The sequence below is a fragment of the Halomonas sp. NCCP-2165 genome (assembly GCF_023708045.1).
Classification (GTDB): Bacteria; Pseudomonadota; Gammaproteobacteria; order Pseudomonadales; family Halomonadaceae; genus Bisbaumannia; species Bisbaumannia pacifica.
Genome location: NZ_BRCY01000027.1, coordinates 1 through 16,303, shown reverse-complemented (window position 1 = coordinate 16,303; position 16,303 = coordinate 1). Strand labels below are relative to the sequence as shown.

Here is a 16,303-nt window from a genome sequence, read left to right as displayed (position 1 = left end):
GGTGCGCCATGGAACCCTTGATGGCCCTGGCGATCGGCATCCTCTATGCCACCGCCATCTACATGATGCTGCGGCGCTCCATCGTCAAGCTGGTGATCGGCCTGATGCTGCTCTCCAACGCCGCCAACCTGCTGATTTTCGCCTCCGCCGGCATGCGCCGCGGGGCCCCGCCGCTGGTGCCCGAGGGCGCCACGGCGCCGCTGGGTCCGGTGGCCGACCCCTTGCCCCAGGCGCTGGTGCTGACCGCCATCGTGATCGCCTTCGGCGTGCTCTCCTTCGCCGTGGTGCTGATTCGCCGGGCCTACGAGATCGTCAAGGCCGATGACCTGGACCAGATGAAGGATACCGATACGTGAATCCCGAGGTGGCGCTGCCGATCCTGATTCCGCTCTTCTCCGGGGCCCTGTCGCTGCTGTTCTGGCGCCTGCGCAGCATGCAGCGCCTGGTGGCGGTGGCCGGCACCGCCGCCCTGCTGATCACCAGCCTGTGGCTGCTGGCCTCGGTGAGCCGCGACGGCATCCAGGTCATGCACATGGGCAACTGGCCGGCGCCCTTCGGCATCAGCCTGGTGGCCGACCTGCTGGGCGCCATCATGGTGGTGCTCACCGGCATCATCGGCTTCGCCGTGGCGCTCTTCTCGCTGGCCACCGTCGGCCGCGGTCACGAGGCCTTCGGCTACTTCCCGCTGATGCATCTGCTGCTGGCCGGGGTGGCGGGGGCCTTCCTCACCGGCGATATCTTCAACCTCTATGTGTGGTTCGAGGTGATGCTGGTGGCCTCCTTCGCGCTGCTGATCCTGGGCAGCGAGAAGGCGCAGATGGAGGGCGCCATCAAGTACGTGGCCCTGAACCTGCTCTCCTCGGTGATCTTCCTCAGCGCCGTGGGGCTGCTCTATGGCCTGGTGGGTACCCTCAATATGGCGGATATCGCCCAGCGCCTGGGGCAGTTGGAGGAGGGCGGGCTGGTGGACGTGCTGGCGATGATGTTCATGGTCGCCTTCGGCATCAAGGCCGCCGCCTTCCCGCTGTTCTTCTGGCTGCCGGCCTCCTACCACACGCCGCCGGTGGCGGTCTCGGCGCTGTTCGCCGGCCTGCTGACCAAGGTGGGGGTCTACGCGCTCTACCGGGTCTTTACCCTGATCTTCAATCAGAGCCCCGGCTACACCCACGAGATCCTGCTCTGGGGGGCCGGCCTGACCATGCTCACCGGGGTGCTGGGCGCGGCGGCCCAGTTCGAGTTCCGGCGCATCCTGTCGTTCCATATCGTCAGCCAGATCGGCTACATGATCCTGGGGCTGGCGCTGTTCACGCCGCTGGCCCTGGTGGGTGGGGTCTTCTACATCATGCACCACATCATCGTGAAGACGAATCTGTTCCTGGTCAGCGGCTTCGTCCATCGCCTCAGGGGCAGCTACCGGCTCAAGACCCTCGGCGGCCTCTACAAGAGCCACCCCTGGCTTGCGGTGCTGTTCCTGATTCCGGCCTTCTCCCTGGCCGGGCTGCCGCCCCTGTCGGGCTTCTTCGCCAAGTTCGTGGTGATTCGCGCCGGTCTCGAGGCCGAGGCCTACGGGGTCACCTTCGTGGCGCTGCTGGTGGGCCTGCTGACCCTCTACTCGATGGTCAAGATCTGGTCCGAGGTATTCTGGAAGGCCGTCCCGGAGGACGCCGAGCCCGCCCCGGAGGCCCCCTCCCAGCGCGAACAGTGGCTGCTCTACCTGCCCATCGTCGGCCTGGCGCTGTGCACCCTGGCCATCGGCCTCTACGGGGCGCCCATCTACGCCCTGGCCGAGGCCTCGGCGGCACAGCTGATGGATCCCGGCCGCTATATCGAGGCGGTGCTGGGCCCGGAGGTGAGCCCATGATCGGCGCGGCCTGGAACCTGCTGCTGACCCTGGCCTGGGTGGTGCTGACCGGCGACTTTTCCGGCCTCAACCTGCTCGCCGGCCTGGTGTTCGGCTATTTGGCCCTGGCGCTGATCCAGTCCCAGGTGCCGGGGCTGGCGGGCTATGCCCAGCGGGTGCCGCGCTTGCTGCTCTTCGTGGGCTTCTTTATCAAGGAGCTGGTCAAGGCCAACCTGCGGGTCGCCTTCGATATCGTCACCCCGCCCTGGCACATGCGCCCCGGGGTGATCGCCATGCCGCTCACCGCCAGGACCGACTTCGAGATCACCTTCGTCGCCAACCTGATCTCCCTGACCCCGGGCACCCTCAGCCTGGATGTCTCCGATGATCGCCGGGTGCTGTATATCCACGCCATGTTCCTCGATGACGAGGCGTCGCTGCGCGACGGGCTCGCCGAGATGGAACGCCGTGCCCTGGCCCTGTTTCGCTGATAAGGAGTCGCCATGGAGGCCGTAATCAAGCTCAGCCTGGCGCTGATGGGACTGGCGCTCTGCCTGGCCTTCGTGCGCCTTATCAAGGGCCCCAGCCTGCCCGACCGGGTGGTGGCCCTGGAGCTCTTCTCGACCCTGATCGTCGGCATCATCGGGGTCATCAGCATCCACACCGACGTGGCGAGCTTCCTCGACGTGACCATCGTCATGGCGCTGATGGCCTTCCTGGCCGCCATCGGCTTCGCGCGTTTCCTGGAGCGCGGAGGGCCCCGCGATGATTGAGGTGATCAAGGGAACCCTGCTGCTCGGCGGCGCCGTCTTCATGCTGCTGGCGGCGGTGGGGGTGCTGCGCCTGCCGGACCTGCTGACCCGCATGCATGCCACCACCAAGGCCGCCGCCCTGGGGGTGAGCCTGGTGATGGTGGCGGTGGCCCTGCACTTCGCCGAGGTGGCGGTGGTGGCCCGGGCCTTCGGGGTGATCGTCTTTATCCTGATGACCGCGCCGGTGGCCGCCCATGTGATCGGCCGCGCCGGCTACTTCGTCGGCTCCCGGCTGTGGAGCGGCACCGTCAAGGACGAGCTGCGGCCCAACTACGATCCCCTGACCCATGAGTTAAAGAGCGGACTTGAGACCGAGGCCAATGCCCGCCGTCGGCCCCGGGAGGACGACCCCGACTAGGTAGCCAGCATCCGGGTCAAGGACCCGGGCGTCGACCGGTGCCCGGCGGCCGGCCGATGCCTGGTCTCGAGGGTCATTCTGGGCGATCATCTGCGCTCATTGCCAAGGAAAGCAGGAACTCGAGATGCCCAGGTCACTGATGCTCCCCCTTCTTCTTCTCGTCCTGGCCGGATGCCAGGCGACGCCTCCCGAGGCACGGGCCGGCGACGCCGACGCGTCCCAGGCCCGGGTCGCGGAGGCGCCCGCCGAGGCGCAGCCGCCCGCCGACTTCGATGCCTGGCTGCTCCAGTTCCGCCGCCAGGCCCGTGCCGAGGGCATCGGCGAGGCGACCCTGGCCCAGGCCCTGGACGGCCTGCGCTATCGTCCCCGGGTGATCGAGCTGGATCGCTACCAGCCGGAGTTCGTGCGTCCCCTCTGGGAGTACCTGGACACCGCCGTCTCCGCCCAGCGGGTCAACCAGGGGCGCACCAAGCTGGCCGATCATCGCCAGACCGCCGAGGCCGTGGCGCGGCGCTTCGGGGTACCCGCCGAGATCCTGGTGGCGATCTGGGGCATCGAGAGCAACTATGGCGGCAATTTCGGCAGCTTCTCCACCCTGGAGGCCCTGGCCACCCTGGCCTATGACGGACGCCGCCGGGACTTCGCCCGGGGCGAGCTGCTGGCGGCCCTGCGCATCATCGAGGCGGGGGATATCTCCGCGGAGGCGATGATCGGCTCCTGGGCGGGCGCCATGGGCCACACCCAGTTCATCCCCTCCAGCTTCGTGGCCTATGCGGTGGATGGCGACGGCGACGGGCGCCGCGACATCTGGGGCAGCATCCCCGATGTGCTGGCCTCCACCGCCCATTACCTGGCCGAGGCGGGCTGGCGCCGCGGCGAGACCTGGGGCCTTGAGGTCAGGCTGCCGGCGGATTTCGACTACGCCCAGGCGGAGCTCGCCACCCGGCGTAGCACCGATGCGTGGGCCGCCCTGGGCGTGCGTGGGGTCAATGGCGAGGCGCTGCCCGACTTCGCCGCGGCCTCGGTGCTGGTGCCCGCCGGGGCCAATGGCCCGGCCTTCCTGGTGGGCCCCAATTATCGAGCCATCCTGCGCTACAACAATGCCACCAGCTACGCCCTGGCGGTGGGCACCCTGGCCGAGCGGATCGCCGGTCGCGACGGCGTGGTGAGCGCCTGGCCGCGGGGCGAACAGCCGCTGACCCGGGGACAGGTGCGCGAGCTCCAGGAGCGCCTCAATGCGCGCGGCTTCGATACCGGGACCCCGGATGGCATCCTCGGCCCCAATACTCGGCGTGGCCTGCGCGCCTTCCAGCGCAGCATCGGCGAGGCGGCGGACGGTTTCGCCACCCGGCGGCTGCTGGAGGCGCTAGTCTCGCCCTAGGCGACGCTCCAGGGCGCCGAGGAAGGCCTGGATTCGCGTGGGGGATGCCTGGGCTTCGAGTGCCCGAGCCAACAACGCTTTCGCGACTCCCTCTGCGGCGGTTGCATCGGCGAATGCCTGGCGGCCTGGTACCCTGGACGCTGAATTTCCGCCCTGCGAGAACGCCATGCCCGCCTCGACCCTCGATCCCGCCGCCCTGCGTCGGCTCCTGTGCTCGCTGCCCGACGCGCAACTGCCGCTCACCTACCAGCAGGCGGCGGAGGCCCTGGGGCTGGTGCCGCCGCGCACCATCCAGCGGGTCGCCCTGGCCCTGGAGGCGTTGATGCGCGAGGACGTGGCCGCCGGCCGGCCGTTGATCGCCGCCCTGGTGGTCAGTCGCCGCGGTGCCCTGCCGGCCCAGGGGTTCTTCGACCTGGCCGTGGCGCTGGGGCGTTTCCCGGCCGACCCGGCCCGCCACGCCGAGGCTTATCGGGAAGCGCTAGCCCGGGCACTGGCCGAGCGGCGATCTTTGCGAAATAATAAGCAAGGTAACTAAATCCCTCGGGTGACGCGGCCGTCGACCGGCCTGGCGTCACCCCACGCCAGGCGAACGACTCACGAGGCACCATGAACCCCACCATCGAACTGCTGAAGTCCCACCGCTCGATCCGCAAGTTCACCGAGCAGAAGATTCCCCATGAGCTGCTGGTGGAGCTGATTCGCGCCGGCCAGGGCGCCGCCACTTCCAGCCATGTGCAGGCCTATAGCGTTATCCATGTGACCAAGCCCGAGAACCGCGAGACGCTCGCCGAGCTGGCCGGTGGCCAGGGATACGTGGCCGGGGCCTCCGACTTCCTGGTGTTCTGCGCCGATATGAAGCGCCCCACCGAGGCCGCCGAGCGCACCGGCGCCAATGTCGTGCGCGGCATGACCGAGCAGCTGCTGGTGGCCAGCGTCGACGTGGCGCTGATGGCCCAGAACGTGGCCATCGCCGCGGAATCCGCCGGGCTCGGCCTCTGCTATATCGGCGGTATCCGCAACAACCCCGCCGCCGTCAGCGACCTGCTGCGCCTGCCCAAGCATGTCTACCCGGTGTTCGGCATGTGCCTGGGTTACCCGGCCCAGGACCCGGACATCAAGCCGCGCCTGCCGGTGGAGGCGGTGCTCAAGGAAGACTACTACTGCGATGACCGCGAACAGGTGGAGGCCTTCGACGCGACCATGCGCGCCTACTACCAGGCGCGCAAGGGCGGCAACAAGGACGCCAACTGGTCGCAGAACCTCACCCCGCTGTTCGACAGCAAGCTGCGCGCTCATATGCGCGACTTCCTGGTCGAGCGCGGCTTCGAGATGAAGTAAGTCGCCGGGGCTCGCCGTCATGCTGGCGGTGGGCCGGGCGTCAGGGCAGGACCGGCCGGCCGTCGCGTCTCAGGCGCAGGATGGTGACGACATTGGTGACGAAGATCAGCGATTCGGCCAGGGTGCCGCCGATGGAGCCCGCCAGCAGGTTGCTGAGCACCCAGCAGAAGGCCGCCACCGCCAGGGTCACCCGCATGGCGATGCCGCGCAGCATAAACATGCCCCAGGTGCCCAGCAGGCCCGCCGCCAGGGCCGGCAGGTCCCGGGGCCCGCTCCAGGTCAGCACCGCCACCGCCAGGGTGGCGAGCAGCATTCCCACCATCAGGGCCCGGTGACGCGGAAAGCGGCGCACCAGGGCGATGCGTACCACGATCAGCGCCGAGATCCCGGCGGCCACCCAGCTCTCGAGCAGGGCGAACTGGGTGGCGAAGGCCACGTTGGCGAACAGCAGCAGCACGAACAGCTTGTCGTCGCGTTTGCTGGCGAAGGCGATCACGCACAGCGCCAGGGCCACCAGGCTGACCCCCTGTCCCGCCAGCCACCTCAGGCTCAGCTCTTCCATGCGTGCCGCTCCCCCGCAACATTTCCATCGACCGCCCTAGCCTGGCGGTTTCTCCCGGCCTTGCCAAGCCTCTCGGTGCCTGGTCGTTTTTGGTGGCGTTGCCGCTAAGATGGGGGGGGCTTGCCCCGCTCCCCCGCATCGAACGGAGACGAAATGGAACCGCTACTCAATGCCGGCACGCCGGTGACCGAGGCCGCCCTGGCCGCCATCGCCCATATGCCCACCGCCAGCCTGCCGAAGCTGATGGATGATGACTTCGCTCGGCGCCTGAGCGATGCCGAGCTGATGCGCATCGCCGTGCTGCTGGCCGAGAAGAGCCGCGCCGAGGGCGGTTGCCCGATCGGCGCGGTGATCATCGACAATGCCACCCGGCGCATCGTCGGCAAGGGGCACAACACCCTGGTCCAGGAGGACCACCCCTACAACCACGGCGAGACCGCCGCCATCCGCGATGCCGGGCGCCTCGACTTCGGCCAGACCACGCTCTTCACCTCCCTGAGCCCCTGCGATATCTGCGCGACCCTGCTCTATATGCGCGGCTTCGCCCGGGTGGTGGTGGGCGACGTCACCAACGCCTCGGGCAACGAGGGCCTGCTGCGCAGCAAGGGCCTGCGCGTCGATATCCTCGAGGACGCCCGCGGCGTCGAGGGCTATGCCCGCTTCCGCGCCGAGCAGCCACGGCTGGACCTCGAAGACTGGAAAGGCAGGAGTGCCCTGTGACGACCCTGGTGATCGGCGCCGACGGCTCCCGGACCAAGGTGGCCCACGCCCTGCTGCATCTGGTTCAGGTACGGGGATTGGTCGACCGCGAGTTCGTGCTGCTCGACGGCGGGCGCTCCTTCGCCGAGGTGCTGGCCTGAGTGTCGACCCCGGTCACGGGGCTCAGCGCCGGTGGTGTTCGCAGGTCACCCTCGGGTTGAAGGGCTCGAGGTTGCCGTTGGGGTTGTCGCGAAACCACAGATGCTGATCGAAGTGAGCCTCGAAGTGGTGGGCCTCCTCCTCGGGGGTGGCCGGATCGTCGACCATATAGTCCCAGGCGCGCCCGGCCAGGATCGGCGGACCCTCGTTGCCCGCGGCTTCCCAGGCCGCCTGGAAGACCAGGTTCTCGACCCCGACCAGCGCCAGGGAGCCGTCTTCCTGGGGCTCGTAGAGCAATATGCCGGGGTTCATGAAGTCGGTATGGGTGCCGGTGCCATCGACCCGCGGCGTGGTGACCGTGAGGCCGAGCAGGTCGGGGCGCAAATAGTGGATGCCCATGCTGCCCAGCTCGGCGGGCATGCCATGCGCCGCCGGCACAGGCACGATCCCGCGGCCCGGGGAGCGTGCCGGTGGCACCATTTAGGCTTGCGGCTGCATGCCCATCGGCGCACTGGGGCGGTTGCCGACCTCCCGAAGCAACCATATCCCCAGGGCGGCGATGACCAGTCCCAGGAGGGCGAAGAGAATAAAGGTAGTGACATGGCCTTCGGCGCCGACCAGCCAGCCGGCCAGCGGTGAGCCGGCGACCTGGCCCACCGAGGTGGCCAGCAGCGGCAGCACCGGGGCGAAGGCCGGGGCCTCGGGCATGATCTGGGTGCTCCTCACCAGGTAGAAGCCGCTGAGGGTCATGTAGCCGGCGCCGAACAGCGCCGCGGAGGCCAGGGCGTAGCCGAAGTGGCCGGGATCGATCACCAGCAGTGCCAGTCCGGCGGACATCACGCCGAGGGCGATGGCATGGCTCGCGGCCGGGCCGCAGCGGGTGATCAGGTCGCCGGCGCTGGCCCCGGAGAGCCCGCCCAGGCCCACCGCCAGCCACATCCAGGCGGTCTGGCTCGGCAGCAGACCGCCGGCATGGATCACCGTATCCGGGGCGAACACCCAGTAGGCCGCGCTGACGATGCCCACGCCGACGGCTAGGCCGCTCAGCCGGGCGATGCCCAGCCACTGGGCCCGGCCGACCGGCGCGGCCAGCAGGCGGGGACGCGATAGCGAGGTGTGCCGTTCATCCCGAGGCAGGTAGCAGAGGGCCGCCAGGGCGCCGATGGCCGCCAGGGCGGCGAAGCCGGTATAGGCGCTGCGCCAGGCCTCGGCCCACAGCAGCACCGCCGGCATGGCCAGCGCGATACCCAGGCTGGTGCCCGCGTTGATGGTGGCATTGACCCGCCCGCGCAGCTCGCCCGGCACCACCCGGTAAACCGCCTGGGCCATGACCGGCGACGACAGCCCGGTGCTGATCCCGCAGATCAGCACGCCGGCGGCCAGCAGCGGCGAGGACGGCGCCTGGGCGATCATCATCAGGCCGATGCCGGCCAGGCCGGCGGCGGCGACCCCGGTGCGGCGCACGCCGAGGCGCCGCGTTACCCAGGGCGCGACGAGGATCGCGAAGACGAAACTCAGGAAGGGCAGGGCGCCGATCACCCCCGCCATGGTGGCGGTGATCGTCAACTCGTCGCGCATCGCCGGCAGGAAGAGCCCGAACACGAAGCGCGCCAGGCCGTAGGTGATGGCGATGACCCCGCTGCCAAGGGCCGCCATGCCGAGAGGAGAGAGGGGGCTCATCGGGCATCGCTCCGCGCCGTGGCGATCAGGGTGTCGGCCAGTTCCCGGGTATCGGCCAGGGCCGTGGCGGTATCCAGCAGGGCCACCGCCGTGTTGCTGCCCTCCAGCACCATAAAGAGGCGCCGCGCCAGGCCGGGGGAGCGGTCCAGCCCGTCGCGGGCCACCGCGGCCTCCAGGCGAGCCAGCAGGTCGGCCTTGGCGGCCACGGCCAGGGCGTGGAGCTCGGCATTGTGCTCGGCGAACTCGCCCATCGCCTTGGCCATGATGCAGCCGTGCTGGCTATGGCGTCGCAGCCAGTCGCCATGGGCCTCGATCAGCGCCAGGGTCTCCTGGCCCGGCGCCGCCGCGGCCATGGCCGCCTCCAAGCTGGCGATAAAGCGCTCGTGCCGGGCCGTCAGCACCGCCGCTACCAGCGCCTCCTTGGAGGCGAAGTGGTTGTAGAGCGTCATGCGCACCACCCCGGCCGCCGCCACGATGCGGTCGATGCCGGTGGCATGGAAACCCTGTTCATAGAAGAGCCGTTCGGCGGTGGCGAGCAGCTGGTCGCGTTTCGAGGCAGGCATCGGCGGTCGCTCCTGTATAGACCGATCTATCTAGCTTCGCGCCATAAAATGACGGCGGCCCCGACGCCGTCAATCGATGTTTCGCGGCGGTCGTTTCGGGTAGGGATCGGCGTCGTTCTCGGCAATAAGCCGACACTTCGCCCCCGGGCGTTGAGGCCGGGATGGGGGCGTCGACGAGGTATCGCGCTGATCGATGGTATCTTGGAGTGGACGGGCCCGGGCCTTGCGCGATCACCGCCGGGTGGCGGGGCGCTCCATCGGGCCGGGGGCCCGGCGGCGAGACCGACCATCAGCGTCGTAGCGGGATCGAGGGGGAGCATGATGAGGCTGTCGAGCACAGGATTCGCGATTTTCGGGGCCGCGCTGATCGCGATCAGTTACGGGCTGGCCCGCTTCGCCTTCGGGCTCTTCGTGCCGCCGATCCGCGATGAGCTGGGCCTCACCTCCTCGGTGATCGGCATCATCGGGGCGCTGCCCTTGATCAGCTTCCTGCTGGCCACGCTGGTGGCGCCGCTGATCACCGATATCCTGGGGGCCCGCTACGCGGCGGTGCTTTCCGGCGCCTTCGGCGTCGCCGGGCTGTCGCTGATCGGCCAGGCCAGCGGCCCGCTGATGCTGGGGGCGGGGGTGTTCGCCTGCGGGATCTGCACCGGCCTGATGATGCCCGCGCTGACGGCGGCCATGCAGGCGATCGTCAAGCGCTCGCTGCATGGGCGGGTCAGCTCGGTGATGAATGCCGGGACCAGCATCGGCGTGATGGTGGCGGTGCCCACGGTGCTCTTTATGGTCGGCGCCTGGCGCCTCGCCTATGTCTCCTTCGCCGTCCTGGCCGCCCTCGGGGTGATCGCCGCCTGGCTCTTCCTGCCGTCGGTCTCGCGGATCGTGCCGGCGAACGCCGCGCCGCCGCCGCCGATCGGCGAACTGCCCTGGTCACGCCTGATCCGGCTCTCGCTGTTCGCCTACCTGATGGGGCTCGTCTCCTCCGCCTACTGGATCTTCGCCCCCGACCTGGTGGTCAGCCTCGGCGGCCTGCCTGCCAGCGCCACCGCCTGGCTCTGGCTCGCGGTGGGTGTCGCCGGCCTGGGCGGTGCCGTGGTCGCCGACCTGGCCGATCGCAACAACCCGCCCATTACCCAGGCGCTGATGTTGATGATGCTCTCCGCCAGCCTGGCCCTGCTCGCGGCGAGCCCCGACCAACCGCTGCTGACGGCCTTCTCCGCGCTGGTCTTCGGCCTGGCCTACATGAGCCTGACGGGGCTCTACCTGATGACCGGCATTCGCCTCCTGCCCGGCCGGCTATCGGTGGGGCCGGTGTTGCCCTTTATGGCGGTATCGCTGGGACAGGCGACCGGGTCGCCCTTGGTCGGTGGGCTGGTGGAGGGCGTCGGCTATGCCGATGCCTTCGCCATCTTCGCCGCGCTCGGCATCCTGGTGGCCGTGCTCTCGCCCTTCTATCCGGGGGCCATCGCCCAGGCGGACGAGGAAGAGGCCGAGGAGGAGAGTGGCCTCCAGGCGGCCTATGACCACCAGCTCCAGAACGAGGAGGGCGAGCCGCTGGAGGACCCCCTCGAAGACGAGGCGCCCAGCGCCACGTCATAAGGGGCGGGTAGCCGGCCACCCGCGGCCTGGCCTCCCTCGCGGCGCCTTGCCCGGTGGTCAGTCGGCATGCCCGTCGAAGACGGCCATGGCCTCGTCCAGGCTGGTGGTCACGGCGTTCCACGGCAGCGGCGAGCCGGCGAAGTGGCAGTGGTAGAGCGCCTCGTCGTCGATCTCGACACGATGGATGCGGTTGCCGCGATCGTCCTGCCAGCAGTCGGCATGGACCTGCTGCCAGTCGGCGGCGAGCGGGGTGACGATGGCGATGCTCATGATGGCTTCCCTCCTCCAGTCGCTCGAGTCGGGCGTCGGCTCAGGGCGCTTTCGGTTGCCTATGACTTGGTCACTACCGGGGCGACGATCCTTTCAGTGCTGTCCCGGGCAGGCGAAACCGTGATGCCACGTCTCGCCCCGACCCTCGGGGGCGAGACCCGGTTTCTCCAGTGTAGGACAGGGTGGAAACAATCAGTAACATTTGATTACATCTGTGCGTTATTTCCCTGCCTGGGACTCAGCATCCTTCGGTGCTAGTCTGGGATGGATACCATAACGACGCCGCCATAACGCAAGGGACAGCATCATGGCAACGGATTCCACCGAACCCCGTATCACCCTGCACCCGCACTCCCGCCGGGTGCGCGTGGTGATCGACGGCACCCTGATCGCCGATACCACCCGCGCCATCGAACTCCGCGAACGCGGCTACCCGCCGCGCCAGTACCTGCCCCGCGACGATGTGCGGATGGAACTGCTGACCCCCTCCGAGACCGTGACCCACTGCCCCTTTAAGGGCGACGCCAGCTACTACTCCTTTGGCGCGCACCAGGATGTGGCCTGGAGTTATCAGCAGCCGGTGGAGGAGATGGAGGCGCTTGCCGGGCGGCTGGCATTTTACGCGGGAGTGAGCGAATGATGCTTACCGACCCGAAGTGGGCGTGCTGGGAAAGGCAGCAGGCGCGATGACTAGTCAGCATTTAATTGCCATGCTCCACACGGCGAATAAATGCTGACCAGTTGGCTTCGGTTACATACACTTAGAAAGGAGTAGGTGAATGACAACAACAGTATCTGTATTTAACAACAAAGGTGGAGTAGGGAAAACCTCTATAATCTGGAATCTAGCTGTAGCTCTCGCAGATAGAAATCATAATGTACTGTTGATAGACTTTGATCCTCAGTGCAATCTGTCAATCGCTTGTTTGGGGGATCAGGAGTTTTCTGGGCTCTTAGAATCAACTGATGCCCATCCCTTTGGAGAGACAATAAAAGCGTTCGCTTTGCCATATATTCAGCAGAATCGGATGGGAGAAGTTTATACATTCTTACCTAAGACAGAACCTCGAAATGGCTTGCTTCATCTTGCTCCCGGTGATTTTTGGTTAAACACATTTTCAGATATATTGAATGTTGGTACAGATGTCATAAGCGGTTCTGGTTTATATCGTTTCATACTTCCGTCACTGATTGCCCAAGAGGCGGCGAAGAATAATAATGTAGAATATGATTATGTCCTAATCGATCTTCCGCCATCATTTAATACATTGGTTCGGTCGTCTCTCTACTGTTCCGATTATTTTTTAGTGCCGTGTACCCCGGATCTTTTTTCGGCATATTGTGTGGGGCTTATTGGTGAGATGTTGCCTTCATTTATTCGTGATTGGGAGCAGGGTAAAGAAAGATATCTAGAGGGTAATCCTCGCGATACCACTATTAGCCAAAAGGGCGTGCCAAAATTTGGTGGTTGGATTTTTAATGGCTTCGACACTAGAAGGCGAGACGGGGTTAAGCGAGAGGTTGGAGCTGATGCTGAGCACCATCGTTCAATTAGCCGTTCAATTAGAGATGAGATGATACCTCAGCTAAGAAATATTACTGCGTATGACGCTGTTCCAGGATTTGTTGACATTGAGCCCGTTGCCGGGATTGAAGACCTCAATGTCATGGCCCCTGACAGTATTATTCAGAATGTGCCAATCCGCTATCTGTCGGAGTTTCGGCCAACAAATGCACTTCGAGGTAGAGGGCAGTGGGCGCATAATCAGATTTCACTAATGGATGAAATGGCAGATGAGTACGATAAGTTGGCGCAGCACATCATAGATAATTTTTAAGCTAACAATCGGCTGCATAGCGTCCGGTTTTTCGCTGCTTTTCAGCTCCAAGTCGGCGCGTGAGCCGGGCGCTAGTATTCCCCTAACAGCCGCTCCTGGCTGACACTCGCCATTGCCATTCTAGGTGGTGGCGGGTGCTCGATATCTACAACCTCCCCAACCCACTGACCCGCATCACTTCCCTGGTCACGGCTTCATCCAGCATGCCCCGGCCGGTTTCCACCAGCGTTAGCCAGTCGCGGGCGCGGGTGATGCCGGTGTAGACCAGCTCCCGGGTGAGAATGGGGTTGGGGGCGTCGGGGAGCAGCAGGGCGGTGTGGGTGAATTCCGAGCCCTGGGACTTGTGTACCGTCATGGCGAAGACGGTTTCCACCGCCTGGAGGCGGCTGGGCAGCACCCACTTGATCTTGCCGCTGCCGTCGCTGGAGGGGAAGGCGACCCGCAGCAGCTTTTTGCTCGGCGCCCGGGCGTCGGGCAGCGCCAGGGTGATGCCGATATCGCCGTTCATCAGCCCCAGGCCGTAGTCGTTGCGGGTGACCAGCACCGGGCGACCTTCGAACCAGCCCCGATCGAGTTCCATATCGCTGGCATGGAGCCAGCCGGCGCGGCGCAGGGCGCGGCCGATGCGCGGGTTCAGGCCCTCGATACCCCAGGGGCCCTTGCGCAGGGCGCAGAGCAGCTGGAACTGGCCATGGGCCTCGAGCACGGCGCGGGCCCAGGCGTCGAAGGGTTGGCGCGTTTCGTCGTCGCCGAAGGCGGTGTCGGTCGGGCGCCGGTCGCGCAGTACCTCCAGGTAGTGACGGTAGCCCAGCGGCGGGGTGACGGGCTCGCCGCGCCGGTCGTGGCGGCCCTGGCCGCGGTTGGGGAAACCGGCCGGATTGCCCTCCACCACCAGCCGGTCGAGGCCCGCGTCCTCGGGGTCGCCGAGATGTAGTCGGGCCAGGTCCCGATAGGCGGCCTTTCCTTCTTCACCGAACACCTCGCGCACGGCGCGGCGCTTCTCCTTGGCCTGGCGCTTGTCGGGCAGCGGGCGATTGACCGCCTCGGCGAGCCGGCCGATGCCGCTTTTGGCGTCGAAGCGGTGGCTGACCCGCAGCATGGCGATGGCCTGGTCCAGGGGCTGGCCCTGGGCGTCTCGATATCGTTCGGGCAGCGGGGTGCCGGTGGCGGCCTCCAGCCAGTCGGCGGTCTCGGTCGTGTAGTGGCCACCCTCGGCGCGCTGGCAGAGGTCGCCCAGCACGGCGCCGGCCTCCACGGAGGCGAGCTGGTCCTTGTCGCCGAGCAGCACCAGACGGGCCCGGGCGGGCAGGGCGGTCAACACCGCGGCCATCATCTCGATATCCACCATGGAGGCTTCGTCGATCACCAGCACATCCAGGGCCAGGGGGTTGCCGGCGTGGTGGCGGAAGTGGCGGGTATCGGGGCGGGAGCCCAGCAGGCGGTGCAGGGTGGTGACCTCGGTGGGGATGGCCTCGCGCAGGGTCGAGATATCCACACCCTGTTGGCCCACGGCGCCGGCCAGTTCGGCCAGCGACAGCTTCTTGACCTGGCCGGCGATGGATTCGTTGAGGCGCGCGGCGGCCTTGCCGGTGGGGGCGGCGAGGCGGATGCGCAGCGCTCGGGCGCCGTCCGTCTCGGGGCGGCCCAGGGCCATGGCCTGGAGCAGGGCGAGCAGCTTGACCACGGTGGTGGTCTTGCCGGTGCCGGGACCGCCGGTGATCACCGCGAAGGGGGAGCGGGCGGCCAGGGCGCAGGCGGCCTTCTGCCAGTCGAGGTCGCCGCTGGTGGGGAAGAGGGCGTCCAGGGCGGTGGCGAGGGTTGCGGTGTTGGTGGTGTCTTCGGGGCGCCTTTCGGCGCCAATCGCTTGCTGAAGCAAGCTCCTACGAGGGCCAGCAGCCTGGGGAGAGATGGTGGCGTCGTCGGTGGTGAGTCGGGCGGCGATCTGTTGGCGGATCTCCTGCTCGTACTGCCAGTAGCGGCGCAGGTAGAGGCGCGGGCCCCGGGGGCCGGGGGCGTGAACCAGGGGCGTGCTGCCCGGGGCGTCGTGGGCGACCAGACCGGGGTTAGAGAGGGCTCGCTCCCAGTCGTCGAGGGTCAGGCCGTCGAGCACCTCGCTGGGCAGCGGCGGCGGGTCGCTGAGGTCGTCGCCCTCCGGCGGCAGCGACAGGGCCAGGTCCGGGGCCTCCAGGGTGGCGGCCAGGTCGAGGCAGACATGGCCGCGGCCCAACTGGTGGCTGGCGAGTGCCGCGGCCAGCAGCAGCGGCGCCGGGGCCTCGGGCACCTCGCGGTGAAGGAAGGCCGCCAGGGCCCGGTCCAGGGCGCGTAGCCAGCCGCGCTCCACCCAGCGTGCCAGCAGCGCCAGCAGCGCCGCTGTCTCCTCCAGGGCCGGGTGCCGGGCCTCGGGCAGGTCGTCGAACAGATACTTCATGCGGAGGCCTCCGTGGCGTGAGTGGGCGCCGACTCGCCGCGAAACAGGGCGTCCAGGCCGTCGATCAGGGCCCGGGGCGGGCGCTCGGCGTAGAGGCCGTGGCCCTGGGTAGCGGTGGCGGGGCCGATGCCGCGCAGGAAGACGGTCAGCGAGCCGCCGATATGGCGGTCGTAGTCGTAGTCCGGCAGGCGCGACCGGAGCAGCCGGTGCAGGGCCAGCAGGTAGAGGGCGGCCTGCAGGTCGTAGCGCTTGTCGGCCATGGCCTCGCGCATGGCCGCCTGGGTGTAGGCGTCGTCGTCCGGCCCCAGGTGGTTGGACTTCCAGTCGAGCACGTAATAGCGCCCGTCGCGTTCGAACACCAGGTCGATAAAGCCCTTGAGCATGCCGTTCAAGGTGTCGGCGTCCAGCGCCGGGCGCGGGGCCCCGGCCAGGGTGTAAGCGCTGACCTGGCGGTCCAGGGCCGGGGTGGCGACCCGATGGGCGGCGAACCAGAACTCCATCTCCACCCGGTAGCTGGCCAGTTCCTCGAGGCGCAGCGGCGGTGCCTCGGGCAGCGGCAGCGGCGTGGTCAGCAGTTCCCCCAGCCAGCCGTTGAGCGGCGCCAGCCAGGCGCCCCAGCCACGCAACTGGGTGCGCCGTGCCAGCATGTCCTCGCGCAGGGCGACATCCCCTGCGGCGCGGCCGAAGCCCTGCTCGCCGGCCCACTCCAGCAGGCCATGCAGGAAGGTGCCGGGGCCGGGGCCGCGGGGGAAGCGGTGCAGGCGATGGGCCTGGGG

20 protein-coding genes are annotated in these 16,303 nt (G+C 67.7%); 13 read left to right on the top strand and 7 right to left on the bottom strand.

The features are described from left to right. The first annotated feature begins 8 nt into the window (after positions 1–8). The 8 genes from NFU04_RS13145 (at position 9) to nfsA (ending at position 5,729) form a co-directional block, all read left to right on the top strand. Positions 9–356, top strand: a complete 348-nt coding sequence (locus tag NFU04_RS13145) for a Na+/H+ antiporter subunit C (RefSeq protein WP_251309920.1) — start codon at positions 9–11, stop codon at positions 354–356. Then, positions 353–1,861 carry a Na+/H+ antiporter subunit D gene (locus NFU04_RS13140; protein WP_251309919.1) on the top strand — a complete coding sequence of 503 codons (1,509 nt, stop codon included), beginning with the start codon at positions 353–355 and terminating at the stop codon, positions 1,859–1,861. Before NFU04_RS13145 ends, NFU04_RS13140 begins: the two co-directional genes overlap by 4 nt. After that, positions 1,858–2,331 carry a Na+/H+ antiporter subunit E gene (locus NFU04_RS13135; RefSeq protein ID WP_251309918.1) on the top strand — a complete coding sequence of 158 codons (474 nt, stop codon included), beginning with the start codon at positions 1,858–1,860 and terminating at the stop codon, positions 2,329–2,331. Before NFU04_RS13140 ends, NFU04_RS13135 begins: the two co-directional genes overlap by 4 nt. Before the next feature lie 12 nt (positions 2,332–2,343). After that, positions 2,344–2,613, top strand: a complete 270-nt coding sequence (locus NFU04_RS13130; protein WP_251309917.1) for a monovalent cation/H+ antiporter complex subunit F — start codon at positions 2,344–2,346, stop codon at positions 2,611–2,613. Then, complete coding sequence (mnhG, locus tag NFU04_RS13125; RefSeq protein WP_251309916.1) at positions 2,606–3,010, top strand: monovalent cation/H(+) antiporter subunit G; 405 nt, start codon at positions 2,606–2,608, stop codon at positions 3,008–3,010. The genes NFU04_RS13130 and mnhG overlap by 8 nt, the downstream gene beginning before the upstream one ends. Positions 3,011–3,134: 124 nt before the next feature. Next, positions 3,135–4,391 (top strand): lytic murein transglycosylase, encoded by a 1,257-nt coding sequence (locus tag NFU04_RS13120; RefSeq protein ID WP_251309915.1) that lies wholly within the window; start codon positions 3,135–3,137, stop codon positions 4,389–4,391. A 166-nt stretch (positions 4,392–4,557) separates the two neighbouring features. After that, on the top strand, positions 4,558–4,926 hold the full coding sequence (locus tag NFU04_RS13115; protein WP_251309914.1) for a hypothetical protein: 369 nt from the start codon (positions 4,558–4,560) through the stop codon (positions 4,924–4,926). 71 nt (positions 4,927–4,997) lie between these two features. Beyond that, positions 4,998–5,729 carry an oxygen-insensitive NADPH nitroreductase gene (gene nfsA, locus NFU04_RS13110; protein WP_251309913.1) on the top strand — a complete coding sequence of 244 codons (732 nt, stop codon included), beginning with the start codon at positions 4,998–5,000 and terminating at the stop codon, positions 5,727–5,729. Between the two features lie 40 nt (positions 5,730–5,769). Here the strand turns inward: nfsA and NFU04_RS13105 are convergent, their stop codons facing one another. Further along, positions 5,770–6,291 carry a YgjV family protein gene (locus NFU04_RS13105; RefSeq protein ID WP_251309912.1) on the bottom strand — a complete coding sequence of 174 codons (522 nt, stop codon included), beginning with the start codon at positions 6,289–6,291 and terminating at the stop codon, positions 5,770–5,772. Positions 6,292–6,444: 153 nt separating this feature from the next. Between NFU04_RS13105 and NFU04_RS13100 the strand changes: the two genes are divergently transcribed. Continuing rightward, positions 6,445–7,011, top strand: coding sequence for a nucleoside deaminase (locus NFU04_RS13100; protein ID WP_251309911.1), 567 nt, complete (start codon positions 6,445–6,447; stop codon positions 7,009–7,011). Then, positions 7,008–7,151, top strand: coding sequence for a hypothetical protein (locus NFU04_RS13095; protein ID WP_251309910.1), 144 nt, complete (start codon positions 7,008–7,010; stop codon positions 7,149–7,151). The genes NFU04_RS13100 and NFU04_RS13095 overlap by 4 nt, the downstream gene beginning before the upstream one ends. A 22-nt stretch (positions 7,152–7,173) precedes the next feature. Here the strand turns inward: NFU04_RS13095 and NFU04_RS13090 are convergent, their stop codons facing one another. The 3 genes from NFU04_RS13090 to NFU04_RS13080 are packed head-to-tail and all read right to left on the bottom strand — an operon-like array spanning position 7,174 to position 9,392. Further along, a complete protein-coding gene (locus NFU04_RS13090) occupies positions 7,174–7,569 on the bottom strand; it encodes a hypothetical protein (protein WP_251309909.1) in 396 nt (131 codons plus the stop codon). 60 nt (positions 7,570–7,629) lie between these two features. Next, a complete protein-coding gene (locus NFU04_RS13085; RefSeq protein WP_251309908.1) occupies positions 7,630–8,829 on the bottom strand; it encodes an MFS transporter in 1,200 nt (399 codons plus the stop codon). After that, a complete protein-coding gene (locus NFU04_RS13080; RefSeq protein ID WP_251309907.1) occupies positions 8,826–9,392 on the bottom strand; it encodes a TetR/AcrR family transcriptional regulator in 567 nt (188 codons plus the stop codon). Before NFU04_RS13080 ends, NFU04_RS13085 begins: the two co-directional genes overlap by 4 nt. A gap of 318 nt (positions 9,393–9,710) precedes the next feature. Between NFU04_RS13080 and NFU04_RS13075 the strand changes: the two genes are divergently transcribed. Continuing rightward, a complete protein-coding gene (locus NFU04_RS13075) occupies positions 9,711–10,991 on the top strand; it encodes an MFS transporter (RefSeq protein WP_251309906.1) in 1,281 nt (426 codons plus the stop codon). 57 nt (positions 10,992–11,048) lie between these two features. Here NFU04_RS13075 and NFU04_RS13070 read toward each other — a convergent pair whose 3' ends face one another. Next, a complete protein-coding gene (locus tag NFU04_RS13070; protein WP_251309905.1) occupies positions 11,049–11,261 on the bottom strand; it encodes a hypothetical protein in 213 nt (70 codons plus the stop codon). A 307-nt stretch (positions 11,262–11,568) separates the two neighbouring features. Between NFU04_RS13070 and NFU04_RS13065 the strand changes: the two genes are divergently transcribed. Together NFU04_RS13065 and NFU04_RS13060 are read left to right on the top strand one after the other, a co-directional pair. Then, positions 11,569–11,901, top strand: coding sequence for a DUF427 domain-containing protein (locus NFU04_RS13065; protein ID WP_251309904.1), 333 nt, complete (start codon positions 11,569–11,571; stop codon positions 11,899–11,901). 139 nt (positions 11,902–12,040) lie between these two features. Beyond that, the gene (locus NFU04_RS13060; protein WP_251309903.1) at positions 12,041–13,099 is read left to right on the top strand and encodes a ParA family protein; all 1,059 of its coding nucleotides are present in this window, start codon (positions 12,041–12,043) and stop codon (positions 13,097–13,099) included. Between the two features lie 145 nt (positions 13,100–13,244). Here the strand turns inward: NFU04_RS13060 and recD are convergent, their stop codons facing one another. Beyond that, complete coding sequence (recD, locus tag NFU04_RS13055) at positions 13,245–15,527, bottom strand: exodeoxyribonuclease V subunit alpha (protein ID WP_251309902.1); 2,283 nt, start codon at positions 15,525–15,527, stop codon at positions 13,245–13,247. Beyond that, positions 15,524–16,303: PD-(D/E)XK nuclease family protein (locus NFU04_RS13050; protein ID WP_251309901.1), on the bottom strand; the 780-nt coding region annotated here is incomplete at its 5' end. The genes NFU04_RS13050 and recD, both read right to left, overlap by 4 nt.